This window comes from Clostridium sp. (assembly GCF_051278035.1).
In the GTDB taxonomy this organism is placed as follows: Bacteria; Bacillota; Clostridia; order Clostridiales; family Clostridiaceae; genus Clostridium_AD.
On record NZ_JBNMNU010000093.1, the window covers coordinates 1 to 16,498 of the forward strand.

Annotated in this window: 18 protein-coding genes; 13 read left to right on the plus strand and 5 right to left on the minus strand. The window is 31.5% G+C overall.

Translation table 11 applies throughout. The features are described 5' to 3' along the window. The 5 genes from ACJAX4_RS14110 to ACJAX4_RS14130 all read left to right on the plus strand — a co-directional run. On the plus strand, positions 1-433 hold a 433-nt coding region (locus ACJAX4_RS14110), incomplete at its 5' end, for a 3D domain-containing protein (RefSeq protein ID WP_435790092.1). 171 nt (positions 434-604) lie between these two features. Beyond that, positions 605-1,498, plus strand: a complete 894-nt coding sequence (locus tag ACJAX4_RS14115; RefSeq protein WP_435790093.1) for an ABC transporter ATP-binding protein — start codon at positions 605-607, stop codon at positions 1,496-1,498. Further along, complete coding sequence (locus ACJAX4_RS14120) at positions 1,498-2,763, plus strand: ABC transporter permease (RefSeq protein WP_435790094.1); 1,266 nt, start codon at positions 1,498-1,500, stop codon at positions 2,761-2,763. The genes ACJAX4_RS14115 and ACJAX4_RS14120 overlap by 1 nt, the downstream gene beginning before the upstream one ends. A gap of 152 nt (positions 2,764-2,915) precedes the next feature. Beyond that, complete coding sequence (locus tag ACJAX4_RS14125) at positions 2,916-3,932, plus strand: 2-hydroxyacyl-CoA dehydratase family protein (protein ID WP_435790095.1); 1,017 nt, start codon at positions 2,916-2,918, stop codon at positions 3,930-3,932. Beyond that, positions 3,914-4,678 carry an acyl-CoA dehydratase activase gene (locus tag ACJAX4_RS14130; RefSeq protein ID WP_435790096.1) on the plus strand — a complete coding sequence of 255 codons (765 nt, stop codon included), beginning with the start codon at positions 3,914-3,916 and terminating at the stop codon, positions 4,676-4,678. The genes ACJAX4_RS14125 and ACJAX4_RS14130 overlap by 19 nt, the downstream gene beginning before the upstream one ends. Positions 4,679-4,715: 37 nt before the next feature. On the opposite strand, the gene ACJAX4_RS14135 is transcribed toward ACJAX4_RS14130, so the two are convergent. Next, positions 4,716-6,224, minus strand: a complete 1,509-nt coding sequence (locus tag ACJAX4_RS14135; protein ID WP_435790097.1) for a DUF1846 domain-containing protein — start codon at positions 6,222-6,224, stop codon at positions 4,716-4,718. A gap of 309 nt (positions 6,225-6,533) precedes the next feature. On the opposite strand from ACJAX4_RS14135, the gene queD reads away from it, so the two are divergent. From queD to queC, 4 genes are read left to right on the plus strand one after another with little or no spacing between them, the layout of a single operon-like run. Continuing rightward, positions 6,534-6,977, plus strand: a complete 444-nt coding sequence (gene queD / locus ACJAX4_RS14140) for a 6-carboxytetrahydropterin synthase QueD (RefSeq protein WP_435790098.1) — start codon at positions 6,534-6,536, stop codon at positions 6,975-6,977. Beyond that, a complete protein-coding gene (gene queE / locus ACJAX4_RS14145; protein ID WP_435790099.1) occupies positions 6,967-7,632 on the plus strand; it encodes a putative 7-carboxy-7-deazaguanine synthase QueE in 666 nt (221 codons plus the stop codon). The genes queD and queE overlap by 11 nt, the downstream gene beginning before the upstream one ends. A gap of 4 nt (positions 7,633-7,636) precedes the next feature. Next, entirely contained in the window at positions 7,637-8,227 is a 591-nt protein-coding gene (gene folE / locus ACJAX4_RS14150) for a GTP cyclohydrolase I (RefSeq protein ID WP_435790100.1), read from the plus strand. Positions 8,228-8,243: 16 nt separating this feature from the next. Next, positions 8,244-8,900, plus strand: a complete 657-nt coding sequence (queC, locus tag ACJAX4_RS14155) for a 7-cyano-7-deazaguanine synthase QueC (protein WP_435790101.1) — start codon at positions 8,244-8,246, stop codon at positions 8,898-8,900. 413 nt (positions 8,901-9,313) lie between these two features. On the opposite strand, the gene ACJAX4_RS14160 is transcribed toward queC, so the two are convergent. Further along, positions 9,314-9,940 carry a flavodoxin family protein gene (locus ACJAX4_RS14160; protein WP_435790102.1) on the minus strand — a complete coding sequence of 209 codons (627 nt, stop codon included), beginning with the start codon at positions 9,938-9,940 and terminating at the stop codon, positions 9,314-9,316. 24 nt (positions 9,941-9,964) lie between these two features. Further along, on the minus strand, positions 9,965-10,288 hold the full coding sequence (locus ACJAX4_RS14165) for a thioredoxin family protein (protein WP_435790103.1): 324 nt from the start codon (positions 10,286-10,288) through the stop codon (positions 9,965-9,967). Between the two features lie 218 nt (positions 10,289-10,506). Between ACJAX4_RS14165 and ACJAX4_RS14170 the strand changes: the two genes are divergently transcribed. Continuing rightward, positions 10,507-10,698: a hypothetical protein gene (locus ACJAX4_RS14170; RefSeq protein WP_435790104.1), complete on the plus strand. Its 192-nt coding sequence runs from the start codon at positions 10,507-10,509 to the stop codon at positions 10,696-10,698. 82 nt (positions 10,699-10,780) lie between these two features. On the opposite strand, the gene ACJAX4_RS14175 is transcribed toward ACJAX4_RS14170, so the two are convergent. Together ACJAX4_RS14175 and ACJAX4_RS14180 are read right to left on the minus strand one after the other, a co-directional pair. Further along, positions 10,781-11,686 carry a GNAT family N-acetyltransferase gene (locus tag ACJAX4_RS14175; RefSeq protein WP_435790105.1) on the minus strand — a complete coding sequence of 302 codons (906 nt, stop codon included), beginning with the start codon at positions 11,684-11,686 and terminating at the stop codon, positions 10,781-10,783. Positions 11,687-11,703: 17 nt separating this feature from the next. Then, positions 11,704-12,360 carry a hypothetical protein gene (locus ACJAX4_RS14180; protein WP_435790106.1) on the minus strand — a complete coding sequence of 219 codons (657 nt, stop codon included), beginning with the start codon at positions 12,358-12,360 and terminating at the stop codon, positions 11,704-11,706. A 249-nt stretch (positions 12,361-12,609) separates the two neighbouring features. Between ACJAX4_RS14180 and ACJAX4_RS14185 the strand changes: the two genes are divergently transcribed. From ACJAX4_RS14185 to ACJAX4_RS14195, 3 genes are all read left to right on the plus strand, one after another. Further along, positions 12,610-13,311, plus strand: coding sequence for an ABC transporter ATP-binding protein (locus ACJAX4_RS14185; RefSeq protein ID WP_435790107.1), 702 nt, complete (start codon positions 12,610-12,612; stop codon positions 13,309-13,311). Then, the gene (locus ACJAX4_RS14190; protein ID WP_435790108.1) at positions 13,308-14,873 is read left to right on the plus strand and encodes a putative ABC exporter domain-containing protein; all 1,566 of its coding nucleotides are present in this window, start codon (positions 13,308-13,310) and stop codon (positions 14,871-14,873) included. Before ACJAX4_RS14185 ends, ACJAX4_RS14190 begins: the two co-directional genes overlap by 4 nt. A gap of 47 nt (positions 14,874-14,920) precedes the next feature. Continuing rightward, positions 14,921-16,498 (plus strand): helix-turn-helix domain-containing protein (locus ACJAX4_RS14195; protein WP_435790109.1); only part of this gene is annotated, 1,578 nt, incomplete at its 3' end.

The following is a 16,498-nucleotide window of genomic DNA, read 5'->3' on the forward strand; positions in this document are numbered from 1 at the left end:
AGTGGTAAAAGAAACTATAGTTAAAGAGCCTACAAATAAAATTATAGTTCAGGGTACTATGTCACCAATAACCGTTTCCAGAGGAGGCTATTCAAAAAGTACCGCAAAAGTTGTTAATGTAGCGGCCCCTCCCACTTCTGGAAAGACTCTTACCGTAAAAGCTACTGCTTATTGGGCTTTTAACGGGGTAAATAATACTTATACGGCTTCTGGACGCAAGGCTGTAAGAAATCCAAGTGGCTATAGTACAATAGCTGTAGACCCTAGAATTATTCCTCTAGGAACAAAATTACATGTTGCAGGTTATGGCAATGCCATTGCAGCTGATAAAGGTTCTTCAGTAAAAGGAAACTATATAGATGTATATTTTGATACACGGCAAGAGGCAATTAGTTGGGGTGTTAAGCACTTAAAGGTAACTATCCTAGATTAGTTTTTAAATAAGCCTTAAATACCGTATTTAACCTATAAAGCAGTACTGCCATAGACATAATGTCTGTGGCAGTTTTTTTTATTTTCATGCTATAATATGTATGTATTAAATTTCAAGGGCATGACTATTAATAATAGTTATGTCCTATAATGAATGCAAGGGGGAATTAATGTGACATTAAATGTTTCAGACCTAGTAAAAAATTTCGGTGACAATACCGCAGTAGATAACATTTCATTTAAAATAGAAAAGCCAGGTGTATTTGGCTTACTTGGTACCAATGGAGCTGGGAAAACAACTACCATAAGAATGATTTTAGGAATTCTCGAAAAAGATAGAGGAACTATAGATTGGAATGGTAAACCTGTTACAAGGGAAAGCGTAAAGTTTGGGTATTTGCCAGAGGAAAGAGGCTTGTATCCTAAGGCTAAAATAGTTGATCAACTTTCGTATTTCGGAAAACTGCGTGGAATGGACGGAAAGTCAGTAAAAAAATCCATAAACTATTGGTTTGACAGACTTAAGGTATCTGAATACTTAAACTCTACTGCTGAACAACTGTCTAAAGGAAATCAGCAGAAAATCCAGTTTGTAACATCTATTTTACATGATCCGGAATTAATCATTTTAGATGAGCCTCTAAGTGGCCTTGATCCTGTTAACGCTAATTTGTTTAAAAGTGTAATTTATGAATTAGTTGAAAAAGAAAAATTCATTATAATGTCCAGCCATCAAATGCAATCTATCGAAGACTATTGTGAAGATCTTGTGATATTGAAGAATGGACAAACGGTTCTTAAGGGTAATTTAGACTTAATAAAATCTGGTTATGGAAGAACAAATCTTACGGTAAGCTGCCAAGAAAATATTGACGATTTATTAAAAGAGCTAGGCATGAATCTTATATCAAAAACAGCCACTAGCTACGAACTTAAAATTAAATCCGACGCAGAAGGCTATGGTCTTCTAGAAAAAATTATGGCAAAGAAAATAAGACTTCATAAATTTGAAATTCGCGAACCTTCGCTTCATGAAATATTCATTGAAAAGGTTGGTGAACAATAATGAAAGAGTTTCTTACTGTTTTAGGCTATACTTTTAAAGAAAACTCAAGGAAAAAGGCGTTTATCATTTCAACTGCAATTACACTTATTTTAACAGTTTTAATAATTAGTATGCCAGCTATAATAAAAAGTTTTGATAGTCCTGAAAAAAACAAAACACAGACTGACCATACTAACAAAGAAGAACCTAAAGGAATTGTGTATGTCGTTGACTCTAAGGATATTCTAAAAGGAAATTTAGACAAACTTGATAAAACCTTTTCAGAATACGAATTCAAGTCCGAGACTTCTGATAATATAGATTTAATTAAAAATAAAATTAAGGAAGACGAAAAGAATGTTCTACTTATCTTTGATGAGAAAAACGGTGTGCCTACTTTTGATTATTTAGTTAAACAGGCTGGTAGCGGAGTAAATCCAAGTGAAATTAGTAGCCTTATAAAAGGCATTTTTGTAACGGACTTGTTAACCACAGCTGGTGTATCTGATACAGCAACTCAAATGGTACAAAGTGATGTTTCCTATAATGTTAACGAACTAGGAAAAGGAAAAAACAGCAGCTATATTTCAAGTATTTTTATAAGTATGCTATTATTTTTTGCAATTTATTTTTATGGTTATGGAGTAGCAATGTCGGTAGCTTCTGAAAAGACTTCAAGAGTAATGGAGCTCCTTGTAACCTCAACAAAGCCATCCAAAATAATACTTGGAAAAAGTGCCGCCATGGGTCTCATTGGTTTAATACAACTATTTATGGTTGTACTTATCGGTACACTAACGTATAAATTAACTTTTCCTGAAAATTTTGAGATAGCAGGTCAAGTGATGGACCTTTCTAGTTTCACCCCTTTTAGCCTTCTTATGATTGTTATATATTTTATATTAGGGTACTCGTTATATGCCATGATGAATGCAGTTGCTGGCGCTACTGTTAGTAAGGCAGAAGATGTTAATTCAGCTCTTATGCCTATATCCATAATATCTATGGTAGCATTTTATATGGGATATTTTTCACTTGCAGTTCCGAATAGTACTATAGCTATAGTTTCATCTATAATTCCATTTTCCGCCCCATTTTCAATGCCCTCTAGAATTTTAGCTACAGACGTTCCAATTTGGCAAATTGCAGCCTCAATATTCGCTTTAGTAATAACAATTGTTTTTATAGCTTGGATTTCCATAAAAATATACTCCTCTGCTATACTTCATTATGGAAAGCGTTTGAAATTTAAAGAATTAGTGAAAATGTCAAATAGAAATAAGTAATATACCAAATTTATAAGTCCAGTTAATAATTTTTCATAAATTATTAGCTGGACCTATTTAATTGACAACCTTTATAACATATAGTAAACTTTATAAATATAAAACACATAACTACCGTTTTAGGTAGTTTTTTCTTTTTGGGAGGATTCATAATGAAAAAAATAGGTTTAACAACTACCGTACCAATAGAGGTTCTTATTGCAGCAGGTTATACGCCTGTAGATTTAAATAATATTTTTATAACCTCTAAGGACTATACGAAATACATAGATATTGCAGAAAGAGACGGTTTTCCTAGTAGCCTCTGCACATGGACAAAGGGGATTTATGGAGCTTGCCTCTCAAATAACATAAAAGAAATAGTTGGGGTTATGGAGGGTGACTGTTCTAATACCAAAGCCCTGTGTGAAGTGCTTAAATTAAAAGGAATTAAAGTTTATCCTTTTTCATTTCCACATAGTCACAAGCCAGAGGATGTGGAAAATGAAATAAACAAGTTTATGAATACATTCAATGTCACGTTTGATCAGGTTGAAGTGGTTAGAAAAAGACTAAATCAAGTTAGATCCCTAGTCAAAGAAATTGATGATTTAACTTATATAGAAAATAAGGCTACAGGATTTGAAAATCACCTATATCAAGTGTGCACTAGTGATTTTAATGGAGACATGGACTCCTTTGAAACTGACATTAAAAATGTTATTTGTGATATGAAAAATAGAAAGCCAATTAGTCGAAAGCTTCGTCTTGGATACATTGGTGTACCTCCTATGTTTACAGATATCTACGAATTTGTAGAAAAATTTGATGCTAATTTTGTATACAACGAGGTTCAAAGAGAATTTGCCTTTCCGAGAGTGGATAGTGCATTAAATATATTTCAGCAGTATTATGACTACACTTATCCTTATAACGTTGCATTTAGAATTAAAGAATTGCAAAATCAAATTTCACAAAGAAAATTAGATGGCATAATTCACTATACTCAGGCATTTTGCTATAGGGCAGTAGAACATATTGTTTTAAAAGAAAAGCTCAATATTCCCATATTAAATATTGAAGGAGATAAGTTGAATATCTTAGATGCAAGAACAAAACTAAGGCTCGAAGCCTTTCTTGATATGCTTCTAGATTTTAAGGAGGTTTCTAAATGCGAGTACTCGGTATAGACCTTGGAAGTCGCGAGGTTAAAATTGTTTTAATGGAAGACAACCTGATAATACAAAAAAAGAAAGTAAGCACCATGAATTTTTACAGAAATTACTGTGATTTTAATGGAAAGATTATTGTTAACTTAGAAAAGCTGGATATGAGGAATATTGATAAGGCAGTATCCACAGGCTACGGAAAAAATAACACTGATTTATTGCTTTTCAATGCAATAAATGAGATAAAAGCGCATGTTTATGGAGCCTTCTATCAAAGTAATTTGAAAGATTTCATACTACTGGATGTAGGTGGTCAAGATGTTAAAGTTGTTAAAGTTGAAAAAGGTATCATCACAGACTTAGAGCTTAATGAAAAATGTGCTGCTTCTTGTGGTAGATATTTAGAGAATATGGCAAATGTACTTGAAATATCATTGGACGACATGAGTATGCATTATGAAAATCCTATAGAACTTAATTCAACTTGTGCTGTATTTTCCGAGTCAGAATTAATTGGAAAAATAGCAGAAGGGGTAAGTATAGAGTGCTTGTGTTCTAGTGTTAACTACTCACTATACAAAAGGCTTCAACCTCTCTTAAATAAATTCAAAGGTAGAAAATTAGTTTTAACTGGTGGTGTTGCTAATAATACTGCAATAAAATCATTTTTGATGAAAGACTATGAAGAAATAGTTTCTATTGATGAGCCACAATTTAACGGAGCCATTGGATGCTGTTACTATGGGAATAGAATAAAAATAAAATAAATATGGGCAGTTAATAAATTTATTAACTGCCCATTCTTTAATTGTTATAGTAAAGGCTCTCTGTTGCGTATTCTGCATCAGAAGTTATATCTATACCAAGTTTTCTAAAAGTTTGCTCATCAGCTGTACTTATAATTGTAGTCGAGTGGGCTTGACATCCTTTTAGCATTGTAAGTTTATCCATAGCTACCTGAGCTGTAGGATTTGTAACTGCACATATACTAAGTGCAATTAACACGTTTTCACAGTCTAAAGCCGGTTTTTTGCTAGCTAGTGTTTTTGACTTCAAGTTTATAATAGGCTCTAGAATAACTGGAGAAATAAGATGAATTTCATCAGCTATATTTGCAAAATATTTAACAGCATTTAAAATTATAGCAGCTGTTGCATCCATTATATCTGAACTTTTACTAGTTAATATTGTACCATCCTTAAGCTCTATTGCAAGGGCTGGACAAGCTTCACTTTTACTGGAACATTGTTTTAAATTAGCGCATCGCTCTCTTGCAGGAATGACAACTTTTCTATCTTCTTGTTTTAGCTTAAGTTCTTCCATAAGAAGCTTTACTCTTTCAAACGTTTCTTTATTTATATACCCTTTTTTATATTCACAGCCTGTTTTGAAATACCTTCTTATTACCTCTTGCTTAGATGCCTCTTTTATAACCTCATCATCTGTAATTCCAAAGCCTACTCTATTAACTCCCATATCTGTTGGGGACTTATAAACTGCTTCTTCTCCAGTTATTCTTTCTATAATTCGTCTAAGTACGGGGAATGTTTCAATATCACGATTGTAGTTTACGGATATCTTATTATAAGCATCAAAGTGGAAGGAATCCAGCATATTAACATCATTAAGATCTGCTGTTGCAGCTTCATACGCTATATTTAGTGGATGCTTTAGTGGAATATTCCATACTGGGAAAGTCTCAAATTTCGAGTATCCCACTGCTCTGCCTCGCTTATGTTCATGATAAAGCTGACTAAGGCAAGTACCGAGCTTCCCACTTCCTGGGCCAGGTGCTGTTACGACAACAATAGATTTTGTGGTTTCAATAAATGGATTTTCACCGTATCCCTCATCGCTTACAATTGCATCGACATCTGAAGGATACCCTTTAGTTGCCCTATGTTTATATACTTTTATGCCTCTGCGTTCAAGCTTATTAATAAAAATCGTAGTTGCCGGTTGCCCGTCATATCTAGTGATTACAACACTATTTACATCTAGCTCATAAGCGCGTAAATCATCAATTAATCTTAGTACATCCACATCATACGTGATACCAAAGTCTCCTCTTATTTTGTTTCTTTCAATGTCTCCTGCAAATACACAAATAATAACTTCAACTTTTTCTTTTAATTTATGTAATAATTTTATTTTTGCATTTTCATCAAAGCCTGGTAAAACTCGTTTTGCATGAAGATCATTAAAAAGTTTACCACCAAACTCCAAATATAACTTATCATAATTATTAACTCTTTCTAATATAAACTTTGATTGTTCTTCTAGATATTTCTTCTGATCGAATCCTATTTCCATTTTTACGCCTCACTTATAACCTTATTTTTATAATATATTATAACCAATATTTTGTATATGTACTATGAATAATTTTGCTTTTACAACTTTATATTATTACACAATTTTAGCATAAAGTAAACCTAATGTTAATTTGACATACTACTTAATTCATAGTAAAATTAGTAATTATATAACCAAATAAGACAGTTCTAAACCATCCTGTCTATAAACAAAACTAGGACGTAACTACCGTTTTAGGTAGCTTTTTTTGTATGAGGGTGGATTAAGCCCTTTTTTATTTTGGAAAAATTAATAGGAGGTTTCCTCATGTATATTTTAAAGGCAGAACACAGCTTCGACAGTGCACATTTTCTTTCTGGTTATGATGGAAAGTGTTCAAATATTCACGGTCATAGATGGAATGTTTACGTGGAAGTACAATCAGAAACCCTTATAAGAGGTGGACAGCTTGACGGTATGGTAAAAGATTTTGGCGATTTAAAAAACGATGTAAAATCTATGGTAGATTCTTATGACCATTCATTAATAGTGCAAAAGGACACCATGAGAGAATTAACATTAAATTGTATTAAACAAGATGGTTTTAAAGTAATTGAGGTTGATTTCAGGCCAACAGCAGAAAACTTTGCAGCATTTTTCTTTAAATTAATGAAGGAAAAAGGTTATAATGTAAAGACAACTACGGTTTATGAAACACCTACCAATAGTGCATCTTATGAAGAAAGCGAGGCCCACTCAAGTGAAATTTAAGGTAGTTGAAAAGTTTACAAGTGTTAATGGAGAAGGTCCTCTTTCAGGACAGCTAGTAGTATTTATAAGATTTGCAGGTTGTAACTTAAATTGTGGCTACTGTGATACCACTTGGGCTAATGCTCCTGATGTTACTTATAACCTCATGACATCCGTGGATATATATAATTATATAAAATCCACAGACATTAGAAATGTAACTTTAACTGGTGGGGAACCATTACTTCAAGAAGGCATTATAGAATTATTACAAATCCTTTCGAAGGATATATCACTACATGTTGAAATAGAAACAAACGGAAGCGTTCTCTTAGATGAATTTGCTAATATTGAAAATCCTCCGAGTTTTAATATGGATTATAAACTACCTTTTAGCAAAATGGAAGATAAGATGGATTTAAATAATTTTAAATATTTAGGTAATAAGGATACAGTTAAATTTGTGTGCGGTAGCAGGCAAGATTTAGAAAAATCCAAATTTATTATAGATAAATTTGAACTTTCAGATAGAATAAATGTCTATATTAGCCCCGTATTCGGCGAAATTGACCTAAAGACAATTGTAGAATTTATGAAGGACAATAAAATGAATGGCGTTAATCTTCAAATCCAACTACATAAAATAATTTGGGATCCAAACAAGAGAGGTGTATAAAGTTATGGCAATAGATACAAAAGCAATAGAAGAGCACGTAAAAGGTATTTTGATAGCACTAGGTGATGACCCATTTCGTGAAGGACTTATTGATACCCCTGCACGTGTAGCTAAGATGTACGAAGAGGTATTTGCTGGTATGTGCTATAGCAATGATGCAATTGCTGAAATGTTTGATAAAACATTTGAAGATGATTTAATAATTAACGAGGACTCTAAAGATTTGGTGATAATGAAAGACATCGAAATCTTCAGTCATTGTGAACATCATTTGGCCCTTATGTATAATATGAAAGTTTCAGTTGCATATGTTCCTACAAAAAAAATTATTGGTTTAAGTAAAATTGCGAGGGTTGCAGATATGGTAGGCCGCAGACTTCAGCTTCAAGAAAGAATAGGAACAGACATAGCTGACATTATTCAAATTATAACTTGTTCCTCAGATGTGGCGGTTATAATAGAAGGTGAACATGGTTGCATGACAACTCGCGGTATAAAAAAGACTGGAACTAAAACAATGTCAACTACTTTTAGAGGAAGATTTAATACTGATGTAATATTAAATAATAAACTTATGATGCTTTATAATAAGTAAAGAGAGGACGTTAATTATGAATAGTGAAAAAGCAATAGTAGTGTTTAGTGGTGGACAAGATAGCACCACTTGTTTATTTTGGGCTTTAAAGAAATATAAAGAGGTTATTGCAGTATCTTTTGATTATAGTCAAAAACATATATTAGAACTAGACTGTGCTAAGGACATATGTAAAAAGCAGGTTGTCGAGTATCACTGTCTAGACTTAACACTTTTAAATCAACTAGCACCAAATTCATTAACAAGAAAAAATATAGATGTTGACAGTTCTGCCCCCACTCATAGTGTTCCCAACTCCTTTGTCGATGGAAGAAACTTGCTATTTTTAAGTTTTGTAGCCGTATTTGCAAAGCAAAAGGGAATAAATAATATCATAACCGGTGTTTCTCAAAGTGATTTTAGTGGATACCCAGATTGTAGAGATGTGTTTATAAAGTCCTTAAATGTTACCTTAAACTTAGCTATGGGCTATGATTTTGTAATTGAAACCCCTTTAATGTGGATTAACAAGGCAGAAACCTGGAAAATGGCTTATGATTTAGGTGTACTTCCTATAGTTAAAGAGGAAACTTTAACTTGTTATAATGGAATAAAAGGTAATGGCTGTGGAAACTGCCCTTCTTGTAAATTAAGAAAAAAAGGATATTTAGAATTCAAAGAAAAAAACCTATAATAATTTTATAGGCTTTTTCTTTTATTAATAAACTCATTCTTAGATATTAAAATTAAATCTCCTATAAGCGTTCCAAAAAAAGCAACAAATGTATATATAAAGCACCAAATTAGAAAATTCGAATCAACCATAGTAAATGCTACAATTAACCAAAATACTATATTAACTATTAAAATAACAAGCATCTTTCTATATGTAAGTTGCATTACAATAGCTATAAAAAAACTGCTAGTGGATAAATGAACATTCCAATTCCCATTTGCGCGTTGTAATAAATATTAAACATATCAGTATAACCCCCTTTGTTTCAGAAAATTAACTTACGCTCTAAATATTACTAATGTATTTAATGTAATACAATACAAAAGACCCATAACGTGCATTTTAGGTCATGAACGGAATAATATTTGGAATTAAAAATTTTTATTTAAATTTTTCTTTGTTGCTTCCCTTAACCTAATAATTTTTTCTAATTTTTTCCCAGCTCTTTGTACTTGCTCTAAAGCTTCTTTACTTTGCAGTGCATCTCCCTTTCCAAACAATTTCAAAACTTTAACAGCCTCAATTACTCTATATCCTAAGCCTTCAAGTGGCATACTCATAGCCTCAGATGTGAATCCCATATCCTTTTCATCATTTTGCTCGCAAATAGATATAACTACAGCATATTTACCACCTAACGCCTCATTTATACTTGACCAAACCGAGCGGTCATCGTCTGCAAAAACTTGAAAACAATAAAGTCTTTCTATAAAAGCTTTCATGTCTGCGGTTATGTTATAAAAATATGTTGGTGACCCTAAAACAATAGCATCAGCACTCATTATAAGAGGATATATTTTCTGCATATCATCCTTTATTACACATTTGTATGTGTCTTTACACCCTTCACATCCAGTGCACCCACGGATATTATAATCCCCAAGAAAAATCAGCTCGGTTTCTACTTCCTTGGTCTCAATTGCATTAAGTGATTGCTGCACTAAATATGCTGTATTACCATTTTTCCTTTTACTTCCCACTATTCCCAGTACTTTCATTATGTTACCTCCATAAGTATAATTTTAAAACAAAATATTATAATATCTATTTATATTTTTCTCTAACATTTGCACACTAATGAATCTGGCCTCACGGATAATCTCCTTACCTTCAATATATAAAAGTATTCCCGGCAAAGTAAATATTGAATATTGCCCTGCCGCCTCAGTAAACTTATCAACCGCAATTTTACGTATCTCAATTCCGGGAAATTTAATTAGCATTTCCTTAATTTTAGGCAACAACCCAACACAAACGTTACAGCCCTCAGAAGTAAAATAAAGCATTGCTATAGTATTGACCTTTATAAATTCATCCATTTCTTCCAAAGTATTAAGCTCAATCATTTTTATCCTCCCTTAGGTGTCGCACACCTGGCTAGTGGCTTGTTTTAAAATTATTATACACTATATCTTCTTGTAATTCTACATTAATATATCTTAAGTTTGCCTTAAATTTTTGTTCAAATTTTTACAAATCTAGTATTATTAAATGAGGATATAAATCAATAAAAATCAAATAATAACTATAAGAAAAAAAACAAACTACAAGGAGATGTTGTAAGATGCCAGATATACCTTATGACGGTTTTATGCAAAAGGAACTATTAGTTAAAGGCCAACTAATTAATTCTTATAATAATGATGAAACTCCAGCGCATTGTAGTAATTCTTGTCCTAAGTGCGGAGCAGGTCAATGTGAACTAACTGAGGGACATTCTGGTAATCACAAATGTACAGAAGGACATACCTGGTAGTAAAAAAAAAGATGCCAAGTGCCACCCATGTGACACTTGGCATCTTTAAAAAAATTATAATTCCTATAAATTTCCTAATGTCTTAACTTACTATATAATAATCCATTACTGAAATTTCCTTAAATCCGCAAGACTCATAAAGTTCAAGTGCACTTTTATTTTCTGTAGCAACTTCAAGAAATATATTGTCTACATTTTTCCTCTTAAATATATCCAGAGCTGAACACAAAAGTTCTCGGCCATACCCCTTTCCTCTGAACTTTGGAATTACTCCAAATCCATAAATAAAACCATCATTATTGGTTATGGAAATATGTATTTTGCCTATAATTTCACCCTGCACCTCAGCCATATAGCTAATAAAATTATCATCTACCTGAATAGATATCTTTTCTTTCTCCCCTTCATGTTCTTTATTATCAGCTTGCTCTTCAGACATCCCAAAGTAAATAGAACTTTGTCTATCAATTTCATAAGAATCTTCACTAGTTGCCAATCTAAGTTTAACAGACAATGCATGCTTAACTTGTAGATTTTTTTGATTTACACACATTTTGTATTCTGATAAGCCATATTCTGCCCTAATTTCTTCTATAAAAGCTAAGCCCGAACGGGAAGTGTGGTCACATATCACTAATACCTCAGACGGTCCCATCCTTTGCCATTCTTCCATAGCAAGCACATATAATTTTTTAAAAATTCCTTTTCTTCTAAACTTAGGGTGGACCATACCACTAATCTCTACTGAGGTACCATGAAAATTACATATTCCTAAATACCCTACTAAAAATTCATTTTCGTAATACAGAAACTCTGTCATAATTTTATTCTTTATAGAATTCTTTCTTAAGCTCATTTTGTAATCGAGTTCTAGTTTCAAATAAGTTTTTTGCTCATCACAGCAAATAGCTTCTAATTTTTTGATAGATTCATAATCGTTTTCATTTAATTCGAACTTCATAGAAATTGTATGCTGGCTAATATCCATTAACTATACCTCCAAATTTAGACCCCTTTACTCCTCCTATTTCTATGTACAATTTTCCATAAATGTTTAATTGTATTAATCACTTCATAAAAAAAACCTGTTTTACAAAAGAACCTTTCATCTTCCTTTGTTTTTGTCCTATACATGAGTGGGTAGTCGTTTAGGTCTCCTGAATAATATATAAATCCACCCATGATTCCATCAATATCCGTTGGTGTAATCTCATATGGTTCTAACTGTGTTAGTTTTATTCCTCCATGTCTTAAGGCTTCCATGACAAATTCAGTGCATATATATGTCTTATACATTACATGCTTTTTATTTGAAATAAGCCCAATAGCTTGAAAAATATTGTAGTAATAGATCTCAGCATCATTATATGTATCATATATAAATTCACTTATTTGTTCATACTGCAGAGGGGTTACAGGTATACGATATATATTAATAGGAACATCATCCTTAAGACCAATTGTAAGGGTAAATCCACTTTCTCTAATTATACCCCCTACAAGCGGATTACTAACTGTCAGTCTACAAAAGGAATACATCTGGCTTAAACTTTCATCTAAACTTATGGATGCATGATTATATTTTTCTTTTAGAAGGCTTCTAATCATTTTCCCCATAGAACTTGGGGTTCTTGAAATAACAACATAAATATATTTCTCCATTTTATTTCTCCTTGAAATTACTTAAATAAAATTAATAAGTATTTATATTATTACCTTTTCCTTATTATTATATCACAATTATTTGTTTATATTTTAAGTACTAATATAATACTTTTCCTGGTGGTTTTTATAGAAAGATTTTAAAAATTAACTTAACTATAATTAAGGCAAAAAATATTTTAAATAAAGGGGTTAATGGTAAAATGCAGAATATACCCTTATAAGTACGATTTAAAATGGAGGGTTATTATGCTAAACGTAAAAAATGTAACAAAGAAATTCGACAAAACTTTTGCTGTAAATGATATTAGTTTTTATGTTAATGATGGAGAGATTGCTGTACTACTGGGCCCTAATGGTGCGGGTAAAACCACTTCAATAAAGTGTATAGCGGGGCTTTTAAAATATGAAGGTGAAATTGATATCTGCGGGTATATTAATAAAAGTCTAGACGCAAAAAAACTGTTTGGCTACGTGCCTGAAACACCAGCAATGTATGATATGCTTACAGTTTACGAGCACCTTGAACTTATAGCTGGAGCGTATAAGATAAAAGATTATAAGGAGAAGGCTGAAGTTCTTCTTGAAAGGTTTGAATTATCCGATAAGAGAGATAAGCTAGGTAAAGAACTTTCAAAGGGAATGCAACAAAAGGTAAGTATATGTTGTGCACTTTTACCAAATCCTAAGGTAATACTTTTTGATGAACCTATGGTAGGCCTTGATCCAAAAGCAATAAAAGAACTGAGTTCTGTGTTTATAGAATTAAAGAATGCTGGCTGTTCCGTGGTTATAAGCACTCACATTATTAATAGTGTAGAGGGTCTATGGGATAGAGCCCTTATAATGCAGGAAGGATCTATAGTAATGTCAAGGACAAGACAAGAATTACTAGATACGAATGAATCTCTAGAGGAAATTTTCTTCCATGTTACGAAGGGAATAAAATGAAGCCACTTTTTTATATATTCAGAAAAACGTTAAAAAATCATATTATACAACTTAAGAAAAAACCAGGCATATTGATACTATACTTACTTATCTTTGTTTTTATTATTTTTATAATAGTTTCATCGCTTATTCTTCCAAGCCAAAGTTCTGTAAATAGAAGTTCTAAGGCCTATGGAGCCATTGCAACTGCAGCTATTTTAATTGTTGTATGGTATGGAGTTAAAAATGGAATTGATAATGGAAGTAGCTTTTTTAGGTTGTCAGATGTAAATTTAGTTTTCACAGCACCCATATCACCAAAGAAGGTCTTGATCTATGGATTTATTAAACAGCTCTACACTTCTTTGTTCCTAGTTATGTTCTTATTATTCCAGATCCCAAACGCAAGAAATTTTTTACCTATAACTGGAGCTGGTATTATTATAATTCTTTTCGTCTCATTTTTCCTTGTTTTTACTATGTCAATTTTAGGTCTATTAACTTATTCCATAACATCTAAATCAAGTAAAACAAGAAACATGGCTAAGAAAATATTAAATATAATAACTACTATTTTTGGAATTGCTCTTCTATTTAATATCTATATATACAAAGATTTTTCCAAGGCAGCTTTTAGCTTTTTAAATAATAGTTTCTTTACATATATACCATTCATAGGTTGGTTTAAGTCTATTTTGATGGCAGCAGTTAATGGTATAACTTATACATTCTTTATCCATATACTACTTTGCGTAATTGTGATCATTTCTATGATTTACACTCTATACAAACTAAACACGGATTATTATGAAGATGTTCTTGCAGCTACAGATAAAAAAGAAGAAATGGTTGCAATGAAAAAATCTAGAAAGGGAAATGTTAACTATGGAAGAAGAAAATTCAGGAAAGTTAAATCTGGAAACATAGGTAATGGTTGTAGTTCAATTTTTTACAGGCATCTTCTCGAATACAAAAAGTCTGGAATTCCTTTTATAGATAAAATGACCATAATAATGGTTGGTGTGGGATTAGTTTCCCGTTACATTTTCCCTGGAGCAAGTATGAGCACAGTTTTATATTTTTCAATATATATGTTATTCTTCTTTACCCTCCAAGGAAAATGGGCCCACGAACTTTCAAAGCAGTTTGTATTTTTAATTCCTTATTCCTCAATGTCTAAGTTATTTTATGCCACGTTAGCAGATTTAATTAAATATACAATAGATGGACTTGTACTATTTGTTGTATCTGGATTCATATTTAAGAGCAGTCCAATAATTTCAATATTATGTGGTATTACCTATGCTTCCTTTGGTGCAATATATACTTATAGTGATGTGCTTTCAAGAAGATTTTTAGGATCCGTACATTCAAAAACCATTGGAATGTTCATAAAAATGGGGATTACACTATTAGTAATATTACCAGGAATTATTATACATGTATATTTATTATTACGTTCCGGTGATAATTCTTCTGCACAGTATATTTCCTATATAGTTTTAATTTGTTATAATATTATAGCATCCTTTTTAATAATGCTCCTAAGCAAGAGTATATTTGACGTATTAGAGATGGACTAAATTGGATGCCACTTGCCACGTGGGTGGCACCAAAGGGGATTGTTAAAATGAGAAAAGAGTATATAAGTTACATGAACGATTTACCTATAAGTGTCTCCTTAGAGAGTATTAATGACTACCCTATACATTGGCACAATTCTTTGGAAATAATTTTTGTACTAAAGGGTTCTATTAATGTCCTCATAGAATCAGGAACCTATGAATCTCATGAAAATGAAATTGAAATTATAAATCCAGATGAAGCCCACAAAATCTATTCAAAGGAAGAAAATAAAGTTTTGATTTTCCACATTGATCCTACTTTCTTTGAAAGATATTATAATGATATGGAAAATATTTATTTTTATACAAACTCCAGCGATAAAGGAGCTCAGCGTGAAGAAAAATATGATGTTCTCCGAAAATATTTGTCTACACTAGCCTGTGAGGTAATACAAAAAAATGAAAATTTTGACGATCAAATAGAGTCTATTTTAATAAAGTTACTATTTCATTTAATAAACAATTTTCATTATCTCACTTATGATGAGAAAGGACTCAGTGTGAGTGGGTTACAATTTGAACGGTATCAAAGGATTAGCAAGTACATCTATAATAATTACATGAATAAAATTAGTTTACAAGATATAGCTAAAGAGGAGTATTTAAGCTCTTATTATTTATCTCACCAAATAAAAGATATGTCTGGGACAAATTTTAGTGAATTACTAAATAAAGTACGGGTAGACGAATCTATTAAATTGCTATTAAATACAGATAAAACAATAACAGATATTTCAGAGGATGTTGGATTTTCTCATTCTAGATATTATAATAAGAGTTTTAAAGAATACTGTAAGTGTACACCACTCCAATTCAGGAAAAAATATCATATTCCAGAGGATAAACTTAATAGTTTTAAAAATATTCAAAAACATGATTTGCCTGAATCACTACAATACTTATCTTGTTATTTAGAAAACTATGATAGATACAACTATACTAATAAAATTATAAAACTTCAAACAGATTTTTTGTTAGAAGGCAAGCCCTTAAAACATATATGGGAAGAAAAGATTAATTTAGGAGATGCAAAGGAACTTATTAAGGCAAGGGAACAGGAGTATTTAAGATCCCTTCAAGAAACTATAGGCTTCAAAAACGGTATAGTTCAAAACTTATTTTCAAAAGAAATGAAAATATATTTCAATGAAAATGTAAGTTTTTTAAATTGGGATGAGGTTGACAAGCTACTGGGATTTTTACTGGATATCTCCCTTCAACCATTAATAATTTTAAATCAGACTTTTAATGATAAGAGTTCTTTCATAAAACTCTTAGAGAGCTTTATACTATATTTTGCCGACATATATGGAATTGATGTAGTTAAGGAATGGAAATTCCAAGCTTCAAAAGATTTATCTTTAGATTATATAGATATTACGCGAGAAATTTTCATAAAATATGAATTGAATAATTTAATAGAAGAACCTTTTAATGTTTCTAAAGATATAAATGCTATTTATGATTCCTCTTATATGTTGCCATATATTATTCATAATTTTATTAACAATAAAAATAACATGCTAACCCTTAAGGCTTTTGATACCGTAGAAGAAAACTCAATTTTAAATAACGAATTATTT